This is a genomic window from Brevundimonas sp. 1080 (assembly GCF_040545985.1).
Classification (GTDB): Bacteria; Pseudomonadota; Alphaproteobacteria; order Caulobacterales; family Caulobacteraceae; genus Brevundimonas.
Genome location: NZ_JBEPMW010000002.1, coordinates 1 through 24870, shown reverse-complemented (window position 1 = coordinate 24870; position 24870 = coordinate 1). Strand labels below are relative to the sequence as shown.

The window sequence follows — 24870 nt, the reverse complement described above, 5'->3', positions numbered from 1 at the left end:
GCCCCCCAGCCTTCTTGCGTCAACCGTTCTCGTATTGACGCCACCAGGCGACGAACTTTTCCAGTCCGAACTTCAGCGAAACCTTGGGCTGATAACCGCACAGGGCATTCAGCTTGGAAGTGTCCGCATAGGTGGCGGTGACGTCGCCGGGCTGCATCGGCCGCATGATCTTGTTCGCGCTGACGCCCAGCGCGGTTTCCAGCGTGGAGATCATCTCCATCAGGCCGACGGGCTGGCTGTCGCCGATGTTGTAGACCTCATGGACGCCCCGCGCGGGGGGACGGTCCAGAACGGCGACCACGCCGTCGACGATGTCGTCGATATAGGTGAAATCGCGCGCCATCTTGCCTTCGCCATAGACCTCGATGGCGTCGCCGCGCACGATCTTCTGGGTGAAGCTGAAATAGGCCATGTCGGGCCGGCCCCAGGGGCCATAGACGGTGAAGAAGCGCAGGCCCGACTGGGGAAAGCCGTAGAGCTTGGCGTAGCTCTGACTCATCAGTTCGCACGAGCGTTTGGTCGCGGCGTAGAGCGAGACGGGATTGACCGTCGGGTCATCCTCGCGAAATCCCGAACCCTCCAGGGGCCGGTCGCCATAGACGGAGCTGGATGAGGCATAGACCAGATGGGTCACGCCGTTGTGGCGCGCGGCCTCCAGCATCGACAGATGGCCGGCCAGGTTCGACCGCTCATAGGCGAAGGGGTTTTCGAGCGAGTAGCGGACGCCGGCCTGAGCCGCGAGGTGGACGATCCGCTTGACCCCGGCGTCTGAAACGAGGGCACGCATCTGCTCGTGGTCGGCGATGTCGGCGCGGACCATCTTGAAGCCGTCTCGCCTTTCCAGGCGGGCGGCCCGGGCGGCCTTCAGGCGCGGATCGTAGTAGTCATTGAAGACATCGACGCCGATCACCTGCTCGCCCCGGTCCAGCAGACGCTCGGCGACGTGCATGCCGATGAAGCCGGCAGCACCCGTGACGAGGATCGGCGACCCCATCAGCCGCGCCCGATGCCCATGTAGCGAAAGCCGCGATGCTTCATGTCCTCGGGTCGATAGATGTTGCGCAGATCGACCAAGACCGGCTGTTTCATCAGCAGCTTGATGCGATCTAGATCCAGGGCGCGGAACTGGTCCCATTCGGTGACGAGGACCACGGCGTCGGCGCCGACGACGGCGTCATAGGCGCTGTCCTTCATCTGGATGTCCGGCAACAGCTTGGCGGCCTCATGCATGCCTTCGGGATCGAAGGCTTGGACGGTTGCGCCGGCGGCGATCAGAGCAGGCGCAATGTCCAGCGACGGGGCGTCACGCATGTCGTCGGTGTTCGGCTTGAACGTCAGACCCAGAAGGGCGACTGTCTTGCCCTGAACGCTTGTGCCCAGGGTCGCGGCGACGCGGTCGGCCATGGCCTTCTTGCGGGCGTCGTTGACCTCGACCGTGGCCTCGATCAGCTTTGTCGGCGCGCCATACTGCTGGGCGGTGCGGACCAGGGCGATAGTGTCCTTGGGGAAGCACGAGCCGCCATAGCCGGGGCCGGCGTGCAGGAATTTCGAACCGATGCGCTTGTCCAGACCGATGCCGCGCGCGACCTGCTGGACGTCGGCGCCGACGGCTTCGCACAGGTCGGCCATCTCGTTGATGAAGGTGATCTTCATCGCCAGGAAGGCGTTGGCGGCGTATTTGATCAGCTCGGATGTGCGACGGCCCACGAACAGCAGCGGGCTCTCATTCAGGTTCAGCGGGCGATAGAGTTCGCTCATGACCTTTTGCGCCCGGCCGCCGGCGTCGCCGGTCATATCGTCGATGCCGATGACGACGCGGTCCGGGCGTTTGAAGTCGCCGATGGCGGCGCCTTCACGCAGGAATTCGGGGTTGGAGACGACGGCGAAGTCGGCCTTCGGATTGGTCTTGCGGATGATCGCCTCGACCTCGTCGCCCGTGCCGACCGGGACGGTCGACTTGGTGACGACGACCGTGAAGCCTTCGATCAGGCCGGCGATCTCCTCGGCGGCGGCGTGGACGTAGGACAGGTCGGCATGGCCGTCGCCCCGGCGTGTCGGCGTGCCCACGGCGATGAAGACGGCGTCGGCCCGGCGAATGGCCTCGGCGCCGTCCAGGGTGAAGAACAGTCGACCCTCGCGCACATTGGCGGCGACCAGATCATCCAGCCCGGGCTCATAGATCGGGATTTCGCCCCGCTCCAGCCGCTCGATCTTGGAGGGGTCCTTGTCGATGCAGGTGACGACATGGCCGAAGTCGGCGAAACAGGCGCCGGACACCAGGCCCACATAGCCCGTCCCAATCATCGCTACGCGCATCGAAATCCCTCATCAGCCGCGAGCCGACCTTTAGCGGTGCGGTGCGCCCGGGGACAATGGCTTTTGGTTTCGCGGTGCAACGCGCCTGCAGCCGACGCGGACAACGTCGGCTGCAGGATCAGAGCTAGAGCACGCCGATCATCGACGCGACCAGCGGGTGGCGGACGATGTCGCGCTCGGCCAGACGCACCACGGCGATGTCGGGTACGGCCTCCAGTCGCGCCGAGATGTCCGACAGGCCCGAGATGCCGGGCAGCAGGTCCGACTGCTGCGGATCGCCGGTCACCACCATGGTCGAATGCCAGCCCAGGCGGGTCAGCAACATCTTGAGCTGGACGTAGGTGCAGTTCTGCGCCTCGTCCACGACGATGAAGGCGTTGTTCAGCGTGCGGCCGCGCATATAGCCGACCGGGGCGATCTCGATCAGACCTTCGGCCATCAGCGCCTTGACCCGCTTCATCGACAGACGATCGGACAGGGCGTCGTAGAGCGGGCGCAGATAGGGAGCCAGCTTGTCTTCCATGTCGCCGGGCAGGAAGCCGATGGATTCGCCGGCCTCGACTGCAGGGCGGCTCAGGACGATGCGGCCGACCTTGCCCGCCTCCAGCGCCTCGACCGCCTTGGCGACGGCGAGGTAGGTCTTGCCGGTGCCTGCGGGACCCAGCGCCATGACCAGGTTGTGGTGGTCGATGGCTTCCATCAACTCGCCCTGGCCCTCGGATTTGGGCTTCAACGTCTTCAGATAGCCTTGGTCGCGGTCGTCGTTCGAAGGGTAGGGCGACCACCCTGATCGCTCGTTATGCGGGGCGTGAAGCCGACGAACTTTCGACTCCTCCATGAAATCACGCGAATCCAGGATTCCGTGTTCACGCGTTTGACGCTTGGTTGCAGCACGCTTGGTCATGGACGCCTCCAGGGCATGAAAAAAGGCGGACCCGAACGGGCGCCGCCTTGGATGGTCTTGGGGAGGAAGAGGTCGCGGCCTGCAGAGCGGCGGCCCGGATCGACAGCAGGGCCGTCTGCAACGGGGTGCGCCCGCCGCCGAACAACCGAACCAGGATCCCAACGCGCCACGCGAAAGCCCCGACTTGATGACCGGATCGGGCTTGATCCGGTTTCGGATCCGGGGCCGAAATGGCGACCCACGAATCGCATCAACAGAATGATGCTATCGTGGTTAGCGATCCGTTAAAGCCCTCGTTTTTCAAAGATTAGGCGGTGTACAGATGACCATTTACGCCTTGGGCGACAGCAAACCGCAGCTTCCGCCGCAGGGCGAATACTGGGTGGCGCCAAGCGCATCCGTGATAGGGAACGTGATTCTCCATTCCAACGCCAGTGTCTGGTTCGGCGCCGTGCTGCGCGGGGACAACGATCCGATCACAGTGGGGCCTGACAGCAACATTCAGGACGGCAGCGTGCTGCACACCGACATGGGTTCGCCGCTGACGCTGGGACGCGGCGTGACGGTGGGACACAAGGCCATGCTGCATGGCTGCGAGGTGGGCGACTACAGCCTGATCGGCATCGGAGCGGTGGTGCTGAACGGGGTCAAGATCGGCCGGAACTGCATCATCGGGGCCAACGCGCTGATCACAGAAGGCAAGATCATCCCGGACAACAGTCTGGTCGTGGGCCAGCCCGGCAAGGTGGTGCGGGAGCGTGACCCGGCGCACATCGCCGTGCTGCAGATGTCGGCCGAACACTATGTGCAGAACTGGAAGCGGTTCGCGGCGGAGCTGCGGCCTCTATGATCGGCTGAGGATGGTTCGCGCCGCCGCCGCATCGGCGTCGATCTGGGTCTTCAGGGCGTCGAGACCGTCGAAGGTCTCCTCGCCGCGCAGCCAGGCGACCAGTTCCGTGTCCAGCGTCTGGCCGTAGAGGTCGCCGTCGAAGTCGAACAGCCAGACCTCCATCAGCGGGGTCTCCAGCGCATACATGGGACGCACGCCCAGGCTGGCGACGCCGTCGATCACCCGCCCGTCCGGCAATCGGCTGCGGGTCGCATAGACGCCGTAGGCGGGGCGCATATAGTCGCCGAGCGCGACGTTGGCCGTCGGCACGCCAATGGTGCGGCCGCGCTTGTCGCCGTGGATCACCTCGCCCCGAATAGCGAAGGGGCGGCCCAGGATGGCGGCGGCGCGGGCCATGTCGCCAGCCTTCAGGGCCTCGCGCACGGCGCTGGACGACAGTTTCAGCCCGTCCGCGTCATCCAGCCGTTCGGCGACCGAGACAGTGAAGCCCAGCCGCTCGCCGTAGGCGCGCAAGGCCTCGGGCGAGCCGGAGCGGCCCTTGCCGAAGGTGAAGTCGAACCCGACGGCGGCGTGGCGGATGCCCAGACCCTCGGCCAGAACCCGCTCGGCGAAGGCGGCGTCGGTCATGCCGGCCATCTCGGTGTCAAAGGGCAGCAGATAAAGGATGTCCACACCCAGCGGCGCCAAAGCCTCGGCCATCTGCTCGGCCGTCATCAATCGAAAGGGTGCGGCGTCCTTCTGGAACCAGCGGCGGGGATGAGGATCGAAGCTGACGACGCCCAGCGGCGCGCCCAGCCGTTGCGCCGCGTCACGTGCGCCAGCGATGACGGCCTGATGCCCGCGATGCACGCCGTCGAAGGCGCCGACGGCGACCGCCGCGCCCTTCAGCGCGTCCGGCACCTCGCGCCAGTCGCGCCAAATACGCGCAATCTGCATCAACGCTGGGACGGTTTGCGCCGGCGGGGGACGCGGACGACGGCGACGCCGTCCATGATCATGGTCTCGCCGACGAAGCCTTCGCAGCTGAGCTTGACCCGCGCGCTCTCGGGCTCGACGTCGATCACGGTGATCAGGATACGCACGACGTCGTCGATCCGCACCGGCTGATGGAAGGCCAGGGTCTGGGAAATGTAGATCGAGCCGGCGCCCGGCAGGATGGTGCCGACCACTGCAGAGCCGAACGAGGCGCTGAGCAGGCCGTGGGCGATCCGGCCGCGATAGGCGGTCTTGGAGGCGAAGGCCTCATCCAGATGCACCGGGTTGAAATCGTCGGACGCCTCGGCGAACAGCCGAATGCGGTCCTCCGTCGCGACGACGATTTTCTCGGCCGCCATGCCGACGTGAAGTTCGTCCAGGATGTAACCACCGGACGGATGCTGCTGAACCAATTCGACCATGGATGAGGCTTTAGCGGCGGTGCGACAAAATGGCGAGCCTTACCAGTTCAGTTCGAGCGCGGCGTATCGCGCATAGGTCGTTTCCGCCTTCAGCAGGGCAGCGGCGCGGGCCGGGTCGAGCGCGCCGTCTTCTCCCTTGGCCTGGTCGCCGTGGATGCCCTGGGCGATGAACAGGCAGTCGAGCCCTTGCGCGTTCGCGCCCATCACGTCGGTGACGACGCCGTCGCCGATGCACAGGACGCGCGAGCGATCGACGGAGCGGCCAAGCAGGCCTTCCGCCTCCTTGATCGCCAGATCATAGATCGGGGCGAAGGGCTTGCCCGCCATGACGACGCGTCCTCCCTGCGATTCATACAGGTCGGCCAGTGCTCCGCCGCAGTAGATCAGCTGGTCGCCGCGTTGGACGACGCGGTCGGGATTGGCGCAGATCAGTTCGATGTCGCGTGCGGCGCCGACGGCGAACCGCTCACGGTAGTCTTCGGGCGTCTCGACCGTGTCGTCCACCGGGCCGGTGACGGAGATGAAGGCGGCGTCCTCAGGCGACGCGGCGCGCTCGAGGCCAAGGCCGGCGTACAGCGGCGCGTCCCGTTCGGGGCCGACGATCCAGGCCGGGCCGGGCGCGCGCCTGGCCAGTTCGGCGCGGGTCGCGTCGCCCGAGGTGACGAAGGCCTTCCACGCCTCGCGCGGCACGCCCCGCCCGTCCAGCTGAGCGATCACGTCCGACGCCGGCCGGGGCGAGTTGGAGATCAGCACGACATGGCCGCCCTCGCGGTTGAACCGCGTAAGCGCCTCGCACGGCGCGGCCCAGCTCTCGCGGCCGTTATGGATCACGCCCCACACGTCGCAGAGCAGGATGTCATAGTCGCCGGCGACGGCGCCGAGGTGGGGCAGGGCGTGGGGGAGGGTCATGGGACTTTGGTAGCCGCTACGACGCAGAGGCGAAAGTCTCCTCCCCATGAAATGGGGAGGGGGACCGCGAAGCGGTGGAGGGGTTCTTGAAACTGGCTCGGCGCCTGTTGTGGGGGAAGACCCCCTCCGTCGAGGCGCGAAGGGGCGCCGCGCCACCTCCCCGCAAAGCGGGAAAGAGACGGGACAGTGGCTCTAGTAGCGTCTGCGCTGCTCGGCGCTACGCAGGGTGGAGCGCAGGAACTCGGCCGGGGGGTCGGTCTCGGCCAACACCTGTTCCTTGATGGCGCGGGGTTCGCCGAACAGGTGGCCCTGGCCCATGCCGACGTCCAGTTCGAGGATATCGACGACCTGGCGTTCGTTCTCTACCTTTTCGGCGATGACCTCGACGCCGTAGCGGCGGGTCAGGGCGGCGAAGTCGGCGGCCTGGATGTCGGGCATGGAGCGCAAGGGGGCGCCGCCGTCCAGGTCCAGCAGTTGTTCGATCATCAGGTCTGCCGCGACCTTGATGAATTTGACGTCCGAGCGTTGCAGGTCGGCGAAGTCGAGGTCGAGCGTCTGCACCTTGTCCAGCGAGAAGCGGAAGCCCAGGTCGGCCAGCTTGGCCATGTTGCGCGCCTCGATGGCGCCGCGGGCGTCGAACGTCGCCTGACCCAGTTCGAAGATCAGCGCCTGGTTCAGGTCACGGTTCTCGCTGAGGAAATCCAGGAACTGCGGGAAGAAGGTCTCGTCGCCCAGCGAGGTCAGGGCCACGTTGCAGAAAACGCCGACCTTGCGGTCCTGACGCGCCAGGCGCCGCACGATCTGGGCGCAGCGGAACAGCAGCAGATTGTCGATCGCCGGCACCAGGCCCTCGCCCTCGGCCAGAGACAGATACTCCGCCGGCATCATGACGCGATCGGTGGCGTCGCGCAGCCTGGTGAAGCTCTCGTAGAAGATGGTCCGGCGTTGGGGCAGGGAGACGACCGGCTGCAGATACAGATCGACGCGCCCTTCGCTGAGCGCCTCGTGAATGGTGCGCAGCAGAACGTTGGACTGGGCCATGCGACGGCCCTCGAAAGTCTCGACGCCGATATGGGGCGCGGCGGCCAGGCGTTCGTCGATGCTTTCGCTCATCTGCTGGACCAGCGATTCCAGCATCCGGACCTCGCCGGTCAGGGCGTCGGTGTCGGACAGGACGCCGGTCTCGATGGCGTGCGCCAGTTCGGTCAGGGCGCCCTGTGTCGATTCCATCGCATCGGCGAGCAGCCGGTGGGCCTCGCGGACCTGGCCGAACTCCTTTTTCAGGACGCGGCGTTCGGCGATGCCGGTGACGATGCCGTGGAAGGCGCCCAACAGCCCCAGTGCGCCGAGCGTTCCGGCCACGCCTGCGCCGATCCCAAGGCCCGCGCGCCACAGGAAGGCGCCCACGGTCATGCCGAGGAACAGATAGGCGAAGTAGAGAAAGCCCGTTGTTACGTTGCGCATCGGCTGGCGGTCGGCCACTCCCGGATGGAATCGCCTGAGTATCAGGCTATCAATGTCATTCGGCTAGAGCGGGGCTGCAAATATCCCCGCCAAACCTACGGGAAACGCAATGGAACTGTTCGATCTGACCGGCAAGGTCGCAATCATCACCGGCTCATCGCGGGGAATCGGCAAGGCCATCGCCGAACGGCTGGCCGAACATGGCGCCAAGGTCGTCATCTCGTCGCGCAAGGCCGGGCCGTGCGACGAGGTCGCCGCCGAGATCAACGGCAAGTATGGCGAGGGACGCGCAATTGCCGTTCCCGCCAACATCGCCTCGAAGGAGGATTTGCAGCGGCTGGTCGACGAGACAAACGCCGCCTTCGGCCAGATCGACATCCTGGTGTGCAACGCCGCGACCAATCCGTATGCCGGGCCGATGGCGGGCATCGCCGACGATCAGTTCGAGAAGATCCTGCAGAATAACGTCATCTCGAACCACTGGCTGATCCAGATGGTCGCGCCGCAGATGGTGGAGCGCAAGGATGGGTCGATCCTGGTGATCTCGTCCATCGGCGGGCTTCGCGGCAACGCGCTGATTGGCGCCTACAATATCTCCAAGGCGGCGGATATGCAGCTGGTGCGCAATCTGGCGGTGGAGTGGGGGCCGTCGAACGTGCGGGTCAACTGCATCGCGCCTGGGCTGGTTCAGACCGATTTCGCCAAATATCTGTGGGAGAACCCGGAGCTGCTGAAACAGGTCACCGAGCCGGCGCCGCTGAAAAGGATCGGCCAGCCCGATGAAATCGCGGGCACGGCGGTCTATCTGTGCAGCCCTGCGTCGGCCTATGTGACCGGCCAGACCCTTGTGGTGGACGGTGGATTGACGATTGCCTGGTGAAGACACGCGCTCAAGCCGCACGGCGGGCGGTAGCGCGACAAGCGTGAAGCAGGATCTGATCTGGCGCCTGGAGGCCTTCGGCTTTCAGGCGCTGTTCGGCTTTCTGCGCCTGTTGGGTGTCGAGCGGGCGTCCGGCTTGGGCGGCTGGCTGCTGCGCACTCTGGGGCCGCTGACCGGCACGCAGAAGACGGTGATGCGCAATCTGCGGATCGCCTTTCCCGACATGCCGAGCGATCAGCGCGAGGCCCTGGCCTTGGCGCAGTGGGACCAGACGGGCCGGACCTTCGCCGAGCTGGCGGTCATGGATCATCTGACGCCCGAAGGCGGGCGGGTCGAGGTGGTCGGGATGGAGCGGCTGCACGCCCTGCGCGACAGCGGCAAGCCGGCCGTTTTGATCTCGGGCCATCTGGCCAACTTCGAGGTGATGGCGGCGGTGATCATGGCCTCGGGCGTGCCGTGTCAGGTGACCTATCGCGCCGCCAATAATCCGTATGTCGACGCCCTGATCCGCCAGAGCCGTGAGCGGTACGGCATCCGCCTGTTCGCACCCAAGGGCGACGGGACGCGCGAGCTGATGGCGGGGATGAAGCGCGGCGACTCCATCGCCTTGCTGGTCGATCAGAAATACAACCAGGGGCCGGAGGTGGAGTTCTTCGGCCAGCCGGTGAACGCCTCCCCTGGAGCGGCGAGGCTGGCGTTGAAGTTCGACACGGTCATGCTGCCGCTGTCGGTGGTGCGCCTGCCTGGCGTGCGGTTCCGGGTCACGGCGCACGAGCCGATCGTGGTCAATCAAAGCGAGGACAAGGCGGCCGATACGCTGGCGGGCATTCAGGCCGCCAATCGCTTCGTCGAGGACCGTGTGAAAGAGCATCCGGTGGACTGGTTCTGGGTCCACAAGCGCTGGCCGGACAAGGTCTATGCGGCGTTGGACCGCGAGGCGTCCGATCCTCGACGGTAGGGCCCGGCGTAGTCGGGCGTCTCGCGGCGCCGACGGCAGGGGCCGATATAGCCATCGGCCTTGATAAAGGGGCGGGGCTTCATGATGACGGCGTTCAGCCGATCCAGTACGGCCTTGGCGGTGATCGGCTTGACGATGAACTCGGTCACCCCGGCGTCGCGGGCCTCATAGACGCGGCTGCGTTCGGAATGGCCGGTCATCATGATGATCGGCAGAAACGGATTGGGGCTGTCGGGGCTAATGCGGACCAGCCGTGTGAACTCGACCCCGTCCAGCGGGAACATGTTGAAATCGACGATGGCCAGATCGATCGCGTGGCGACGCAGCAAATCGAAAGCCGTCGCGCCTTCGGACGCCTCATAGACGTTGCGGATGTCGGCCGAATGCAGCACGGCTGACGCGATGGCGCGCATATTCTGATTGTCGTCCACAAGCAGGACGTTCAGCGATTTCAGAGAAAACATCGGGCCCCGCCAGATCTTTGATCGAGGCTAAGGGGATATGCGTAGTCTCGCAAGAGGAGCCTTTGATCAGGCTAGACTTTCTGGAACACGCGCCCCGATCATGAGGGAAGGATCCAGGTTGCGATCGCGCCATTTCATGCGCCAGCACAGGTGGGGGCCGGTGGCGCGGCCGGTCATGCCGACGCGGCCCAGCGCATCGCCGCGCCGGACGCGCTGACCCAGCGCCACGTCCAGCCGCGACTGGTGCAGATAGCAGCTGATCAGGCCCTGACCGTGGTCGATCAGGGTCAGACCGCCCTCGAAATGCATGTCGGGGCGGACGAAGGCGATGCGGCCGTCGGCGGGGGCGCGGATCACGCTGCCCTGAGGGGCGGCCAGATCGATGCCATAGTGCGGCCGGGCGGGCGTGCCGTTTAGGACGCGCTGAACGCCCCAGGCGCTGGAGACCCGGTAGCTCTCCAGCGGCCAGACGAACCCGTCCTTGAAGTCGTCGGCGTCGATGCGGCTGGCGAAGCCCTCGGTCTTCAGCGCGATCTCCTGCTGGATGCGGGCCAGCAGAGCGGGATCGCTGGGCTCGACGGTCGAGGACGGCAGGCCGTTCACGCTGGTTGACGGGAAGGCGTAGGGAGCGATGTCGAGGGTGCGTCGGGCGGACCGGTCGCCGGACCGGGCTTCGATCTGGGTGATCGGACCGGCGTCGCGGTCGAAGCCGATCACGAAGAGGCCGGCGGCCGAGGCGGTGGTCAGAGCCTCGCCGTCGACGAAGATCAGGGCGCGCGGCGCGGTGCGACCGAAGGCGTAGCCGCCCTGACGCCAGGCGCCGTTCAAGGTCAGCGGCAGGGCGTTGCGGTCTTCAGCCATCAGCGGCGCGGCGATCAGGCTGGCGCCCGCGCCGGTCAGCAGGGCGCGGCGCGACGGGATCATTTTTCGCCCTGCTGGGCCGCGATGAATTCGGCGGGGCCGTAGTAAGGCTGCTGGCGGGTCGGGCTCCAGTAGCGGAGGACTTCCAGCGGAATCGGTTTGTCCGTGACGGCGCAGCGCACGAAGCGGCCGGGCTTCAAGACGGCGAACTCGCCGTCGCCATAGTGAAGAACGGCCTGATCTGCGGCGATTTTGTCCATGAGCGGACGATAGCGGGCGGCGGACGGCGCGGAAAGGGGCTCAGGGCGCCGCGACCGCATCCGTGATCGGGCCGTCCGCCGCTGCGGGTCGGAGCGCGCCGGCTGCGGGAGGCTTCGGCTTGCCGCCCATCCGATCGGTGAACAGGAAGACGAAGGGGTTCAGCGAGATCGACAGCAGGGCGGCGGCCAGGATCAGGTCGTGGGTCTCGCGGCTCATGGCGCCCAGGGACACGCCGAGCGCGGCCAGGATGAAGGAGAACTCGCCGATCTGGGCCAGGGACGCGGCGACGGTGAAGCCGGTCGGCCGATCGAGCTTGAAGGTCTGGGTGATGACGAGGGCCGCGACCGACTTGCCGACGATGACGATGCCCAGCACGCCCAGGACCGCCCAGGGCTGGCGCACCACGATCATCGGGTCGAACAGCATGCCGACCGAAACGAAGAACAACACCGCGAAGGCGTCGCGCAGCGGCAGGGATCGCTCGGCCGCATTGTGACCCAGGGGCGACGCGTTCATCACCAGGCCGGCCAGGAAGGCGCCCAGCGCGAAGGAGTGGAACAGGAAATAGGCCAGCCAGGCGATTCCCAGGGCGATGGCGAGGACGCCCAGGGTGAAAAGCTCGCGCGACTTGGTGTGGGCGATGCGGATCAGCAGCCAGGGAATGACCTTGCCGCCGACGACCAGCATGCCGACGACGAACAACACGACCTTTAGCAGGGTCAGGCCGACGTCTGTACCCAGGGCCGCAAAGTCCGTCTGTGTTCCGGCCGGGACAAGCACCATGGGCAGCATGACCAGGGCAATGACGATGACCAGATCCTCGACGATCAGCCAGCCCACAGCGATGCGGCCGATCTCGCCCTTGACCTGTTTGCGCTCCTCCAGCGCCCGCAGCAGGACGACGGTCGAGGCGACGGACAATGCAAAGCCCATCAGCACAGCCTCGACATCGCCCAGGCCCAGCACGAAACGGCCGAGCCCCCATCCCAGCACGGTGGCGACGCCGATCTGAACCAGGGCGCCCGGAATAGCGACCTTGCGGACCTGCATCAGATCCTTGGGCGAGAAATGCAGGCCGACGCCGAACATCAGCAGAATGACGCCGATCTCGGCCAGTTGCGGCGCCAGTTCGGTGTCGGCGACGAAGCCGCCCGTATAGGGGCCGACGATCACGCCCGCGACGAGATAGCCCACCAAGGGCGACAGTTTCAGCCGATGCGCCAGCATGCCGAACACGAAGGCGAGGACAAAGCCCCCGACCAGGGTGAGAATCAGGCTGTCGGCATGCGGCATCAGGGCTCCCGTCGCGAGCGAAGGTGGGATTTTGGTAGGCTTTGCAGTTGGGGCGCGAGGGGCGGTTTGACAAGATGACGCGGTGTCGCGCGGGACGGAAAACGGCTTCGTCTTCGCGGCGTTCGGCCTGCGAAGTTAATGGAGGGCTGGGCGGAGCGCCGGGCCTTCGCCCGGAGTGTGAGTTTGTAAGTACCGTTTCGACGAAGGGTATGACGCTCCGCGCGGTGGGTTGGCCTGCAAGCTCGGGGCGCCGAGCGGTGGCGGTCTTATCGCCTAACCCCATAAGCCTGCGACGGGTCGGCGGTCCCTGCGAGGACCGTCCCGAGTGCGGCCGAGTATCCCCCTCGACCCTGCGACGCGACTGCGGACGCCGGGGCGATTCCCCGACCGATCAGCCCCGGCGCCGCGATGGGATTTCACCATCGCCCCCGTTCCCTCCGCTCCCGCCGCCGCAAGGTCGCAGGCCAGGCGAGCCCTCCATGCGACGAGACGGATGTATTATGGGCCCGTTTGACCCCGTGGACGGGAGACGAGGGACATAAATCGGCAAGCGATTGAAATCGCTGCGAAGGGACCAGCGACATTGCGATGGCTGAACATCGTCTCCTCCCCATCCATGGGGAGGTGGCTCGAAGCGCAGCGGAGAGACGGAGGGGCTCTTCGCGCATCGCAGGCGTCTGTGGGAGTTCAAGAGCCCCTCCACCGCTTCGCGGTCCCCCTCCCCACGCGTGGGGAGGAGACTTTGGTGCGATCAGGCGTGCGTCTGGTCCCAATACCGAACCGCATCGGCGTCGCGGGCCGAGAGGTCGGGGTAGGCGGGGTCGGAGCCGACGTCGGGGACGCGGCGCCAGGAGCGGGCGCATTTCGGGTAGTCGGCGACAGCGACCGTGACCGAGATGGTTTCGCCTTCAACAAGATCGGCGCCCGAGGTGCGGAAAATCTCGGCCGCGTCGAGGCCTTCGAACGGGGCGAAGGCGGAGGCCGGGGCGGTGACGGCCGGCCACGCGTCAAGGGCGCCGCCGATCAGCTTCTCGCGGCGGGCGGCTTCAAGCGATTCATTGACCACTTCGAGAACCGTATTGATCGCCGCCCAACGCTCGGCCTCGGCCGGATTACGCCATTCGGCTGGGGTGTCGGGGATGACCCGCGCGCAGTTGGAGCCGGCGTCGGGGAAGCGCGTGGTCCAGGCCTCTTCCATCGTGAAGGGCGTCAGCGGGGCCAGCCAGGCGGTCAGGCGCATGAAGACCTCGTCCATCACCGTGCGGGCGGCGCGACGGCGCAAGGCATCGGGGCGGTCGCAGTAGAGGGCGTCCTTGCGGATGTCGAAATACAGGGCCGACAGGTCGCCGGCGCAGAACTCCAGCACCGGACGGACGACGTCCTGAAAGCGGTATTCGCCGTAAGCCGCACGGACCTGAGCGTCCAACTCGTGCAGGCGGTGCAGGACGAACTTCTCAAGCGGCGGCATCTGGTCCAGCGGCAGGCGTTCGGCCTCGTCGAAATCGGCCAGGGCGCCCAGCAGATAGCGGACGGTGTTGCGAAGCTTGCGATAGGCGTCGACCGTGGTCTGCAGGATCTGTTTGCCGATCCGCTGGTCGTCCGAATAGTCGACCAGGGCCACCCACAAACGCAGGATGTCGGCGCCGGATTCCTTGATGATGGTCAGGGGGTCGGTCGTATTGCCCTTGGACTTGGACATCTTCTCCCCCTTTTCGTCGAGGGTGAAGCCGTGGGTCAGGACCGCCTTGAACGGGGCGCGGCCGCGCGTGCCGCAGCCTTCCAGCAAGGACGACTGGAACCAGCCGCGGTGCTGGTCGGAGCCTTCCAGATAGAGGTCGGCCGGCCAGTGGGCGGGACGGTCGCCGGTGTAGCCGTTTTCCGGCAGGCGCGGGTCGAGCGTGAAGGCGTGGGTCGAACCGGAGTCGAACCAGACGTCCAGGATGTCCTCGACCTTTTCGTAGCGGGCCGGGTCGTGGGCGCCCAGGAAATCGCTGTCGGGCGCGGTGAACCAGATGTCGGCGCCGTGTTCGGCGACAGCCGCGACGATGCGGGCATCGACCTCGGGGTCATGCAAGGGCTGGCCCGTCTGTTTGTCGATGAACATGGCAAGCGGCGTGCCCCAGGCGCGCTGGCGGCTGACCAGCCAGTCGGGACGGCCTTCGACCATCGAGCGGATGCGGTTCTTGCCGGCGACGGGATGGAAGGCGGTGGCGTCGATGGCGTTCAGCGCCGTCTCGCGCAGGGTGTCGCCGCTCTTCAGGGGCTGATCCATGCGGATGAACCACTGGGGGGTGTTGCGGAAGATGATCGGCGCCTTGGAGCGCCAGCTGTGCGGATAGGAGTGCTCCAGCCGCCCGCGCGCCAACAGATTGCCGGCCTCGATCAGCTTTTCCATCACCGCGCCATTGGCGGGACCGAACTTGCCGGTCTTCTTGCCTTCGGTCTCCAGCACCTTCAGGCCCGCGAACAGGGGGACGCCGGGGTAGTAGGCGCCGTCGGGATCGACAGTGTCGGGCACCTCGTGATGACCGTGGGCCTTCCAGACCTCGAAGTCGTCGGCGCCGTGGCCGGGCGCGGTGTGGACGAAGCCGGTGCCGGCGTCGTCGGTGACGTGGTCGCCGGCCAGCAAGGGCACGGAGAAGCCGTAGCCGCTGTCGAGCGCGGCCAGCGGGTGGGCGGTTTCGAGGCCCGACGGATTGATGTCGTAGACGCGGGTCCAGGCGGCGATCTTGGCGGCCTTGAACACGTCCTCGGCCAGTTTGTCGGCCAGGATCAGGCGATCGCCGGGCTTGGCCCAGGGCGCGAACTCCAGGCCTTCTTCCATGGCCGTGACCTCATACAGGCCATAGGCGATTTCGGGGCCGTAGCTGATGGCGCGGTTGGCCGGGATGGTCCAGGGCGTGGTCGTCCAGATGACGATAGAGGGTGTGCTGGAGCGGAAGGCCAGCAGGTCGTCGGGATGGTCGTCGGACATGGCCGTGACCGGGAACTTGACCCAGATCGTCGGGCTGACGTGGTCGTGGTACTCGATCTCAGCGTCGGCAAGCGCCGTGCGCTCGACCGGCGACCACATGACCGGCTTGGAGCCGCGATACAGCTGGCCCGAGTTCTTGAACTTGTGGAACTCGGCGACGATGGCCGCCTCGGAGGTGAAGTCCATGGTGGCGTAGCGGTTGGCGAAGTCGCCGACGATGCCCAGCCGGTGGAACTGGTCCTTTTGCAGGTCGATGTATTTGCCGGCGTATTCGCGGCAGGCGCGGCGGAACTCGTCCTTGGACACCTCGTCCTTGCGGCGGCCCTTGGCGCGGAACTGCTCCTCGATCTTCCACTCGATCGGCAGGCCGTGGCAGTCCCAGCCGGGGACGTAATCGACATCGTAGCCCAGAAGGAAGCGGCTGCGGACCACGAAGTCCTTCAGCGTCTTGTTCAGGGCGTGGCCGATGTGGATGTCGCCGTTGGCGTAGGGCGGGCCGTCGTGAAGGACGTAGAGGGGGGCGTTCTGCTTCTGACGCTCGGCGCGCAGGGTCCCGTAGAGGTCGCCCCACTGTTCCAGGATGACCGGCTCCTTCTGAGGCAGGCCGCCGCGCATGGGGAAGGGGGTCTCGGGCAGGAAGACGGTGTCGCGATAGTCGCGGGCGGTGGATTCAGAGGTGTTTTCGGGGGCGTCGGCCATAGGTCGTCTCGGCGTCTTGAAAATTAGGTCGCTGTTCTCTTCGCCCTATCGCGCTTCGCGCTGCTTGAGGGCTTTCGATCCCGGCGTGCACGGGGCCATCAGGCCCAGGAGCGCTACGCCGGGCGGCTAATCGAAATCAGGCGAATGGAGACGCGGACGGTCATTGTGCGGGCGGTCTAGCAGACGGATGCGGCATTGCGCCATCCCGAAGCGCGGGCCTCATCAACGGAAACGAAAGGCTTTTGCGGTTTTGTGACGGGAGGATCGGCCGGAATCTTGTTCGGCCGACACGATATTCGCTTGGGAGTTCCCGCCGATGCGGCTGCGGATCACGAAATGGATGCTGGGCCTGGCGGCCGGTCTCGCCGTCTCGGCGGGCGCCGGAGCCGCGCTGGCGCAATGCACGTCCGGCTGTCAGCCGCCGCCCTGCACCTCGTGCGAGCCTCCGCCTCCGCCTGAGCCGCCGCCCTGCAACGGCGGTGGAAACTGCGGTCCCGGCGGCGGTGGAAACTGGAACGGCAACATCAACACCAACGTCAATGTGAACGTGAACCTTGGCGCGAGCGCCAATGCGAACGCGGGCGCTGGGGCCAACGCCAACTCGGGCGCGCGATCCTACGTCAATGCGCGTGCCGGCGGGTTCTCGGGCAGCTTCGGCGGAGGCGGCGGCGCGGCCTATGTCAGCGTCGATCAGCCCTATCCGACCACCATCCAGGGCCTGGCTGTCGAGGGCGTGATCGCCCAGACCGTGCGCACACCCTACAGCGCCTTCCGCAGCATGATGAAGCGGGTCGTCATCCAGGCCGTCTGCATCGACGACCGCCAGGTGCCGCACCCTGCCTCGCAGGTGCGGCCGGACCGCGAGATCGCCGAAGGGTTCGAGGGCGAGCTGTATCGCTGCCTGTCGGGCACCTGGCTGCAGGCGACCATCGCCGACTACAACGGCGACATCAGCTTCGATCACGGCACGACCCTGACCTGCCGCAAGCATGAGGCGCTGTGGTACGGAACGGGCGGCAAGCTGGAATGCCGGCCCGAGAAGCCCGAGCGGGATTGCAACGAGCGTTCGCTGCTGCGTCGCTACGGCGCCGGGATCAAGATCCTGACGATGTATCGCGAAGAGGAATACACGGAATACCGCGAAGAACAGGTCGAGAGCGCGACCGTGCTGACCGGGGTGATCACCCTGGACGGCGGCGTCGGCGGCCGGGTCTTCTGAACCGGACCTGAACACGCCCGTTCAGCCGCCGATCAGGCGGGACATGAGATAAGGCGACCGTCGGCTCTCCGTCGACGATCCTGACGACTGGCCCCGGTTCGCGAGAACCGGGGCCTTTTTCGTGGGCGTTACTGGGCCGCCGGCTGAGCCGTGACGGTGGCGCGCCAGGCGCTGTCGGACTTCAGATACTGGCGAGCCAGGGCCTGAAGGTCGGCGGCGGTGACGGCTTCCAGGGTGGCCATCTGGTTGCGGGTCTGGTCCAGCGTCGCCGGATCGCTCTGGGCCTGCGACAGCTGGGTCAGCCAATAGCCGTTGTCGGCCATGCTACGACGGATGCGCTCGACGGCCGGGCGACGGGCGCGGTTCAGTTCGTCCTCGCTGATCGGATTGTCGCGCAGGTCGGCGGCGATGGCGTCTACCGTCTCGAACAGTTTGGGCAGGGCGGCCGGCGGGGTTTCCGCGGTCACCGAGATGAAGCCGTAGCCAGGATAGGTGTCCGAGGCTGTCGAGCCGGCGCTGGGCGAATAGGCCAGGCCCTGCTTCTCGCGGATTTCGTCGTTCAGGCGCAGCTGAAGCACGTCCGACAGGATCGATAGCTGACGCGCGGTCTTGCGATCGTCGACCTGGTCGGTGGTCGGCCAGGCGACGAAGCCCAGCGCCTGTTCGGCGGGGCCGGTGTGATACAGCTGGACCGGCGTAGCGGTCGGGGCGGGGAACTTGCGCACCGTCGAGCCGGCGGGCGGTGTGGGCGCCTGACCGCGCGAGGGCAGGGCGCCGAAGGTCGAGCCGACTGCGGCGATGACCGCGTCGACGTCGACGTCGCCGACGACGGTGATCTCGACCGGACCCTGGGCCAGGGCCGAGCGAACGCCGGAGCGGATGTCGTCGATCTGGATCGCGGCGATCTGTTCGGCCGTCGGGGTCGTCTCACGCGCGTCGCCGCTGGCCAGCAGGCCCGAGGCGTCGCGTTGGAAGACGCCGCGCGGCGTGGCGCCGAGTTGGGCAAGGATCTGCGGGAACATGGCCTTGGTCTGTTCGAACGAGGCGCCGCGCAGGCCCGGATCGGTGAGGTAGGCGGCCAGGACCTGAAGCTCCAGCTGGAGATCGGCGGGCTTGGTGGCGCCGGCGAAGATATAGGCGTCGCCGGCCTGATTGACGGCGGCGCTATAGGTGCGTCCGCTGAGGACACGGTTCATCTCGTCCAAGCTAAGCTTGCCAAGACCGCCGGGGGCCAGGACGGTGCTGGCCATCGACAGGGGCGACAGGGTGTCGGCAGGCAGGCCCAGTTCGCCAAGACCGGTGCGGGCGCTGACCAGGATCTGGTCGGCGCGGAAGTCCGTCTTCTTGATGTTCAGCAAGGTGCCGTTCGGGAAGCGAACCAGGGTCGCGCCCAGGTCTGCGACTTCGGAACGGGCGGCGGGGACCGCCGGGGCGCCGAAGTTGTCATAAGGCCATTTCAACTCGGCCTCGGCGGCGCGGGCCTGAACCGGCGTATTGCGCGAGGCCTCCAGCGCGGCGGTGACGGCGGCCTCGCCGCCCTCGACCGGGACGGGGGAGCTGAACAGCAGCAGCGGGCCCTGGCCCTCGAACACCGCCTTGGTCGCCTGATTGACCTGGTCGACGGTCAGGCCTTCGACGGCTTTGTTGAAGAGATCGAGATTGGTCTGGGGCGAGCTGAAGACCTGGTCGTCGTTGACGGCGCCCAGGAGGCCGGTCGCCAGGGCCGGGGTCGAACGGGTCGCGGCCGAGGCCACGGCGTTCTGAAGCGCGGTGCGGGTGTTGACGATCTCGCGCTGAAGCTCGGCGTCGCTGACGCCGTATTCGGCCAGACGACGGCTTTCCTGCTCGACGCTTTCCAACGCGCGCTGCCAGCCGCCGGGATTGAAGGCGACCGACAGGGTGCCGGCGTCCAGGCTGTCGAACAGCGACTGATAACCGGCGCCGGCGCCGATGAAGGGCGGGTTGTCGGCGCGGGCGATCTCGCCCAGGCGACGGTTCAGCACGGCCAGACCCAGGCCGCGACGGACGTCGGCGGCGCGTTCGGCGGCCGTGTCGGGGCTGAGGTCCGGGGCCTTGATCCAGTTGATCTGGATCGAGGACTGGATGCCCGGCTCGACCAGGATGCTGGTCTGCGGTTGACGCGGGGCGACGGTTCCCAGGTCGGGCTCGGGACCATCGGCGGCGGTCGGCTTCCAGTCGCCGAAGGCCGCGCGGACCTTGGCCTCCATCGCATCCACGTCGAAGTCGCCCACGGCGATGAAGGTGGCGCGCGAGGGGCGATAGTAGGCGTCGTAGAAGTCGACGAAGCGCTGGCGCGGCGCGGTGCGGATGATGTCGAGGTCGCCGATCGGCAGGCGTTCCGACAGACGCTGGCCGGGCGCCAGCAGGCCCAGCTGAGTCTTTAAGACGCGATACTGCGGCGTGTCGCGCGTGCGCTCCTCGCCGACGATAACGCCGCGTTCGGAATCGATCGAGTCCGAGGCCATGAGCGCCGCCGACATCATCTCGCGCAGGATGTGCAGGCTGGGATCGACCGTCTCGTCCTTGGTGTTGGGCAGCTCCAGCATATAGGCGGTCTGGTCGAAGCTGGTGAAGGCGTTGGTGTCGGCGCCGAAGGCCAGGCCCAAGCGCTCGAGGATGCGCAACATCTCGTTTTCCGGCACGTCCTTGGTGCCGTTGAAGGCCATGTGCTCCATGAAATGAGCCAGACCCTTCTGATCGTCGCGCTCCATCAGCGAGCCGGCGTCGATGCGCAGACGGAACGAGGCCTGACCAGGAGGCGTCGCATTGTGCAGCAGGGCGTAGCGCATGCCGTTGGGCAGCAGGCCGTAACGGACGGCCGGATCGGCGGGAATGTCGCTGGCGGCCTGGGCCCAGGGGGCGGACGGCGCGACCTGACCGGCGGCGGCCGCAGCGGGCGGCGTGGTCTGGGCGAGAGCAGGGGCGGCGAACGCCCCGGTGGTCAGGGCCAGTCCCGAGACGGCGACAAGCAGTAGATGACGCGCAGAACGCATAGTATCACTCCGAAACCGCAACCCCCGATGGCGCGATGCCGGATGTGTAAAGTGTGCTTGCCTTCGCCACAAGCGGGGCTGGCGAACCTTACCGACTTGTCATGTTCGGATCAGCCGCCGGGGCGGCTGATGTAGAAGCTGGCGCTGTTGCCGACGGCGTTGGCGCCGATCACGGCGGTGCGTCCGGACGAGACCGTGGCGTTGGTGGTCGCGGTGACATTGCCGCTGTTGGTCTGGTTGTTGTTGACGTTGACGTCTCCGCCGCACTGGGAACAGGCATAGCCCGTCACCGCATTGCCGACGGCGTCGGAGCCGACATAGGCGTCATAGCCGTTGACGCCGACATAGGTCGCGTTGGCCTCGACCCCGCCGGTGTTCAACTGAGTGTTGTCCAGCTTCAGATAGATGTCGTTGTTGCCGGCGACGGTCTCGTTGGCGACGCTGCGGGCCGCCAGAACCGTCTGGCCCTGGAGGTTGGTCTGGACGCGGGCGTCGGCGCGGACGCGGCCGGCGTTGGCCTGGTCCGTCTGGATCAGCATGGAGCCGCCGGCGTTGGCGGTGATCGCCTGGTTGGCCCCAGCATTGGCGCCGACCGTCAGGTCCCAGCCGTTGTCGACATAGACGTCGGTGCGCGCCTCGGTCGTCGAGGCGGCGTTCGACTGGCGGATGGCCAAGTCCTGGTGCGAGGCGCCGGTGGTGTTCGTCTGGACCGCATTGGCGACAGCCTGGGACGAGAAGGTCGCGGGCGCGGGGATGTATTGAACGTCGGCGACGGTCTCGGCGAAGACGGTGGTCTGGGCCCTCTGGTCGATGACGCCGGTCAGGGACGAGGAGGGGCCGCCCAGAGCGACGGTGTTGGCGACGGCGGTGCTGGTCGCGAAACCGCCTTGCAGCACGCGGCCGTTCGGCGCCTGAACATAGGTGCCTGCCTCGACCCGGTCGCCGGTCGCGGACTGGCTCGAGTCCACGGCGAAGGTTGCGCGATCGGTGGTGACGCTGAGATAGTTGCCGCGCGCGGTCGTATCGACGCTGAGTTGGCTGTCGGCCTCTCCGTTCACGACCACATTGCTGCGGGCCACGGCAGCGCCGGTCATCGACTGGCGCGAGACTAGACCCGCGGAGGCGGCCGTGACCCCGCCCGCAAGCGCATTGCCCTGGGCGTTTGTGCTCACGGTCACCTGGTCGACGGACAGGTCGATGTTCACCAGGCCGGTGACGTCGCCGGTCTGGGTCTGGGTGCTGGAGCAGGTTTCGCCGGCTTGCGGATCGCAGGCCGGCGTCTGCTGGGCGCTCGCCTCAGTGGCGAGTGCGGCGAACGTCGCCGTCGCGGCCATCATGCCAACGAGACGGATCGGCGCGGGTCTGGCCATTGTTGGTGTCCTGAGTGGGATAGGCCGGATAATAGCCGCCGGTCGGGCCGACCGTGGAATCGCCGAGCGGGTCGTTGGCGGGGTTCAGGCAGATTTCGGGGCCTGGCGCGCCATAGAGGTTGGCCATGAACTCGACCGTGGCCCGTTCGACCAGGGCGCGGACGGCCAGTTGCGTCGGCTCCATCCCGCCCGTGCCGGCCGAGATGTCGAAGACGTTGCCGTTCAGGAAGTCGAACACGCCGGCCGAGATTTCGCGGCCGATGATCTGCTTCTGATAGGAGACGACATCGACGACCTCCAGCGTGGTCGTCTGGACCAGGCGCAAATCCATGGCGATGTTCATCACATAGACGCGGTGATTGACGATGCCCGAGCCGGGGCGGTTGCTGTCGACCTCGCCGCCGGCGATGTCGAAGCCGCCGGAGCGGATGTTGTAATTCACCTCAGTGATGCCGCCGACGACATAGAAGTCAGAGCCCGGCACCTGGCCTGCCAGGATGCGGCGGTACTGGGTGTCCTCTGGCCCCTTGGCGTCGGGGGCTTGGTCGCCGATCAGCTTGTTGTTGGCGTAGCGCAGCTCAAGCTCGGAGACCGAGGTGTCGTAGCGTTCGACGATGCGGGCGCCGGCCTTGGCCAACGCCGAGTTCGCCATCAGCGAGGCGCCGCCCGTGATCTGGCGGCCGCCATCGGACGACACCGTGCCGGTGTAGTCGCTGATCCGGCCCACGGCCATGCGCGGCGAGGGCAGATTATAGCGACGTGCGTAGTCAGCCAGGCAATACAGCGCGGCGGAATAGGGCGTGGGGTTTGCGGTCACCGGCGCGTTGCCGATCGGCGTCGCATATTGCCCCGACGGACCCGCGACCGGGCTGACGCAGCCGGCGAGCAGAAGGGCGACGGCCGAAACGGCGGCGGACCCCTTGATGAGATGACGGCGGCTCATGGCAGGTTGATATTCCCGTTCAGGGCCGTACCGGCGTTCATGGCGCCGGTGTTGGTCTGGGTCGAGTTGACGATGACGGTGTTGCGGCTGCCCTGGACCACCACGTTCAGCTGATTGCCGATGGCGGTAGAGCCGCCGATGGTCGTGCCGCCGTTGCTGGACGCGCCTGCGCCGGCATAGGCCGAGGCCGCGCCGCCGGACTGGCTGGAATAGGTTGAGGCGCCGGACTGGATGATGCCGTTGACGATCAGACGATTGCCGTTGGCGTCGCGGGTATAGCCGGTCGCGGCCGTATTGGCGGCCGTTCGCGCGCCGCCATAGCCCTGCTGGAAGCGCGCAGCGCCGCCCGAACCCGTCGACTGCGCGATCGCCGGCACGCTTGCAGCGGCGGCGAAGGCCATGACGGCGGTGGATACAAACAGCCTCTTGGCGGGCATTCCGGGGTTCCTCGCGCACAAACGGACGCCGGACCACGAGCGTGATCCGCACCCCAACCTGCATTAAGGTTATTAAGAAGCGCTTGATGTGACGCAGGTCACTGAGCATTTGTGGCGTCATGTCAGACGCATCCGGTCGATTCGATCCGCCGAACAGCCGCCCGGCGCGAGAGCCGATGTTCAACGTGCCGCTGGTCGTGCTGCTGATCGCGGTATCGATGCCGACGCTCTTTTTCTTCCAGCGCGACCTGCCCGACATGGGCATGAGCATGGCGTTCGCGCCCATTGATCTGGAGCAGGGGCGGTGGGGCGGGCTGCTCACGGTCATGCTGCTGCACGGCGGCTGGACCCACGCGATCATGAATGCGGTGGCGGCGCTGGCGTTCGGGACGCCGGTGGCGCGGCTGTTCGGGACCAGGATCGGTCCGACGGTCTTTCTGCTCTTCTATCTGGCGTGCGGCGTCTTGGCGTCGCTGGGCTATGGACTGATCCACTGGGGATCCAGCGAGCCGATGGTCGGCGCGTCCGGCGCCGTCTTCGGCCTGATCGGCGCCGCGACACGACTGCTGGGCGGACAGGGCAGGGTCCTGCCGACGGGTGATCGCCGCGTGATCGGCGCGGCCATCACCTGGATGACGGTCAACGCCGTGACCGGAATGATCGGCGGACTACCCGGCGCCGAAGGGGCCAGGATCGCCTGGGAGGCCCACGCGGTCGGCTTCATCGTTGGCTTTTTGGCCATCGGTCCCTTGGGGCGGATGTTCGGAACGGGCGCCGCGCCTCATCCGTGAGGCGCGTTGATTCCGGACGGGGGGTGAGCGATCATCGCTCCCTGAGCGGCCCTGTCGCCATTCCGGCCCTGCGGTCGTCTCTTATAGAGAGAAGGGACCGCGATGTTCGTCGCCGAAATCCTCAAGACCAAGGGAAACGCCGTCTTCTCGATCGCGCCGGATCTGACCGTGACGCAGGCGTGCGAAGAACTGGAGCAGAAGCGGGTCGGAGCGTTGGTCGTCTGTGACGGAGACCGCGTGGTAGGCGTGTTTTCCGAACGCGATGTGGTCAAGGCGCTGGCGGCCGATGGCGCCCATGCGCTGGACCGTCCGGTCGCCGACTATATGACGGCCAAGGTGATCTATGCCGAGCCGGCCGAGGAGATGTCGGTCTTGATGACCCGCATGACTGATCGGCGCATCCGGCATCTGCCGGTCATGCAGGCGGATCGTCTGGTCGGCGTCATCTCCATCGGCGACGTGGTGAAGTGCCAGATCGCCGAACACGCCCATGAGGCTGAGAGCTTGCGGACCTATATTGCAGGCTGAGAGGCGCGCGCGCTGTTGGCCGACTCCGGTTTTGCGAGAAACTTCCCCTCTCCTGTCAGAATCCGCTTGCTGACAAATCCGCCTCTCCGTATAGAGCCGCCTCGCTCGGAAACGGGCCGGCCGGCGGGGCCGCGGGGGTGAAGATCTCCAAGGTCCCACGGAAGGAAGAAGCGAAAAACTTCTTGCTTTCATCGGTTGGTTTCACTAGGTTCCGCGCTCCAATCGAATCGCCGACGGGTTTTCAGAGGTAAGCCTCGCTTTCCTCCGGTGGTTTCTTGCGGTCTGAAGGGTTCGCTCTTCTCTCCGAAAGATCTCTGAAAAGAGCGGTTGACACGGGG

The 24870-nt window shown here is 66.6% G+C and carries 22 protein-coding genes; 6 read left to right on the top strand and 16 right to left on the bottom strand.

All coding sequences use genetic code 11. The annotated features are described in order from the left end of the window. Positions 1–19 precede the first annotated feature (19 nt). From ABIC32_RS05615 to ABIC32_RS05605, 3 genes are all read right to left on the bottom strand, one after another. Positions 20–994, bottom strand: coding sequence for an SDR family NAD(P)-dependent oxidoreductase (locus ABIC32_RS05615; RefSeq protein ID WP_502909310.1), 975 nt, complete (start codon positions 992–994; stop codon positions 20–22). Beyond that, complete coding sequence (locus ABIC32_RS05610; protein WP_055805536.1) at positions 994–2316, bottom strand: UDP-glucose dehydrogenase family protein; 1323 nt, start codon at positions 2314–2316, stop codon at positions 994–996. Before ABIC32_RS05610 ends, ABIC32_RS05615 begins: the two co-directional genes overlap by 1 nt. A 124-nt stretch (positions 2317–2440) precedes the next feature. Then, entirely contained in the window at positions 2441–3232 is a 792-nt protein-coding gene (locus ABIC32_RS05605; protein ID WP_091752533.1) for a PhoH family protein, read from the bottom strand. A 310-nt stretch (positions 3233–3542) separates the two neighbouring features. Here ABIC32_RS05605 and ABIC32_RS05600 point away from each other — a divergent pair, with 310 nt between their 5' ends. Next, on the top strand, positions 3543–4070 hold the full coding sequence (locus ABIC32_RS05600; RefSeq protein WP_112861495.1) for a gamma carbonic anhydrase family protein: 528 nt from the start codon (positions 3543–3545) through the stop codon (positions 4068–4070). On the opposite strand, the gene ABIC32_RS05595 is transcribed toward ABIC32_RS05600, so the two are convergent. The 4 genes from ABIC32_RS05595 to tipF form a co-directional block, all read right to left on the bottom strand. Next, entirely contained in the window at positions 4065–5006 is a 942-nt protein-coding gene (locus ABIC32_RS05595) for a bifunctional riboflavin kinase/FAD synthetase (protein WP_354072996.1), read from the bottom strand. The two genes, ABIC32_RS05600 and ABIC32_RS05595, sit on opposite strands and share 6 nt — an antisense overlap. After that, positions 5006–5467 carry a MaoC family dehydratase gene (locus ABIC32_RS05590; RefSeq protein ID WP_354072994.1) on the bottom strand — a complete coding sequence of 154 codons (462 nt, stop codon included), beginning with the start codon at positions 5465–5467 and terminating at the stop codon, positions 5006–5008. Before ABIC32_RS05590 ends, ABIC32_RS05595 begins: the two co-directional genes overlap by 1 nt. 39 nt (positions 5468–5506) lie before the next feature. After that, positions 5507–6376, bottom strand: a complete 870-nt coding sequence (locus ABIC32_RS05585) for a TIGR01459 family HAD-type hydrolase (protein ID WP_354072992.1) — start codon at positions 6374–6376, stop codon at positions 5507–5509. A 192-nt stretch (positions 6377–6568) separates the two neighbouring features. Beyond that, on the bottom strand, positions 6569–7840 hold the full coding sequence (gene tipF / locus ABIC32_RS05580) for a flagella assembly cyclic-di-GMP phosphodiesterase TipF (RefSeq protein WP_354072990.1): 1272 nt from the start codon (positions 7838–7840) through the stop codon (positions 6569–6571). A 109-nt stretch (positions 7841–7949) separates the two neighbouring features. On the opposite strand from tipF, the gene ABIC32_RS05575 reads away from it, so the two are divergent. Together ABIC32_RS05575 and ABIC32_RS05570 are read left to right on the top strand one after the other, a co-directional pair. Further along, positions 7950–8720 (top strand): SDR family NAD(P)-dependent oxidoreductase, encoded by a 771-nt coding sequence (locus tag ABIC32_RS05575; RefSeq protein ID WP_295166408.1) that lies wholly within the window; start codon positions 7950–7952, stop codon positions 8718–8720. Positions 8721–8763: 43 nt separating this feature from the next. After that, positions 8764–9678 (top strand): lysophospholipid acyltransferase family protein, encoded by a 915-nt coding sequence (locus ABIC32_RS05570; RefSeq protein ID WP_316408399.1) that lies wholly within the window; start codon positions 8764–8766, stop codon positions 9676–9678. Here the strand turns inward: ABIC32_RS05570 and ABIC32_RS05565 are convergent. From ABIC32_RS05565 to ileS, 5 genes are all read right to left on the bottom strand, one after another. After that, on the bottom strand, positions 9636–10142 hold the full coding sequence (locus ABIC32_RS05565; RefSeq protein WP_354072988.1) for a response regulator: 507 nt from the start codon (positions 10140–10142) through the stop codon (positions 9636–9638). The two genes, ABIC32_RS05570 and ABIC32_RS05565, sit on opposite strands and share 43 nt — an antisense overlap. 66 nt (positions 10143–10208) lie before the next feature. Then, entirely contained in the window at positions 10209–11066 is an 858-nt protein-coding gene (locus ABIC32_RS05560; protein WP_354072986.1) for a M23 family metallopeptidase, read from the bottom strand. Then, positions 11063–11263: a DUF2093 domain-containing protein gene (locus ABIC32_RS05555; protein ID WP_354072984.1), complete on the bottom strand. Its 201-nt coding sequence runs from the start codon at positions 11261–11263 to the stop codon at positions 11063–11065. Before ABIC32_RS05555 ends, ABIC32_RS05560 begins: the two co-directional genes overlap by 4 nt. A 40-nt stretch (positions 11264–11303) precedes the next feature. Next, on the bottom strand, positions 11304–12557 hold the full coding sequence (locus ABIC32_RS05550; RefSeq protein ID WP_354072982.1) for a cation:proton antiporter domain-containing protein: 1254 nt from the start codon (positions 12555–12557) through the stop codon (positions 11304–11306). Positions 12558–13308: 751 nt separating this feature from the next. Then, positions 13309–16230, bottom strand: coding sequence for an isoleucine--tRNA ligase (ileS, locus tag ABIC32_RS05545; RefSeq protein ID WP_354072980.1), 2922 nt, complete (start codon positions 16228–16230; stop codon positions 13309–13311). A gap of 316 nt (positions 16231–16546) precedes the next feature. Here ileS and ABIC32_RS05540 point away from each other — a divergent pair, with 316 nt between their 5' ends. Beyond that, complete coding sequence (locus tag ABIC32_RS05540; protein ID WP_153923261.1) at positions 16547–17449, top strand: hypothetical protein; 903 nt, start codon at positions 16547–16549, stop codon at positions 17447–17449. A 128-nt stretch (positions 17450–17577) separates the two neighbouring features. Here ABIC32_RS05540 and ABIC32_RS05535 read toward each other — a convergent pair whose 3' ends face one another. From ABIC32_RS05535 to hfaA, 4 genes are all read right to left on the bottom strand, one after another. After that, the gene (locus ABIC32_RS05535) at positions 17578–20463 is read right to left on the bottom strand and encodes a M16 family metallopeptidase (RefSeq protein WP_354072977.1); all 2886 of its coding nucleotides are present in this window, start codon (positions 20461–20463) and stop codon (positions 17578–17580) included. A gap of 110 nt (positions 20464–20573) precedes the next feature. After that, complete coding sequence (gene hfaD, locus ABIC32_RS05530) at positions 20574–21833, bottom strand: holdfast anchor protein HfaD (protein WP_354072975.1); 1260 nt, start codon at positions 21831–21833, stop codon at positions 20574–20576. After that, positions 21760–22776, bottom strand: a complete 1017-nt coding sequence (gene hfaB / locus ABIC32_RS05525; RefSeq protein ID WP_039247049.1) for a holdfast anchoring protein HfaB — start codon at positions 22774–22776, stop codon at positions 21760–21762. The genes hfaD and hfaB overlap by 74 nt, the downstream gene beginning before the upstream one ends. Continuing rightward, positions 22773–23213, bottom strand: coding sequence for a holdfast anchoring protein HfaA (hfaA, locus tag ABIC32_RS05520; protein WP_354072973.1), 441 nt, complete (start codon positions 23211–23213; stop codon positions 22773–22775). Before hfaA ends, hfaB begins: the two co-directional genes overlap by 4 nt. A gap of 119 nt (positions 23214–23332) precedes the next feature. On the opposite strand from hfaA, the gene ABIC32_RS05515 reads away from it, so the two are divergent. Further along, positions 23333–24004, top strand: a complete 672-nt coding sequence (locus tag ABIC32_RS05515; RefSeq protein WP_354072971.1) for a rhomboid family intramembrane serine protease — start codon at positions 23333–23335, stop codon at positions 24002–24004. A gap of 102 nt (positions 24005–24106) precedes the next feature. Further along, positions 24107–24532, top strand: coding sequence for a CBS domain-containing protein (locus tag ABIC32_RS05510; RefSeq protein ID WP_354072969.1), 426 nt, complete (start codon positions 24107–24109; stop codon positions 24530–24532). Positions 24533–24870 lie beyond the last annotated feature (338 nt).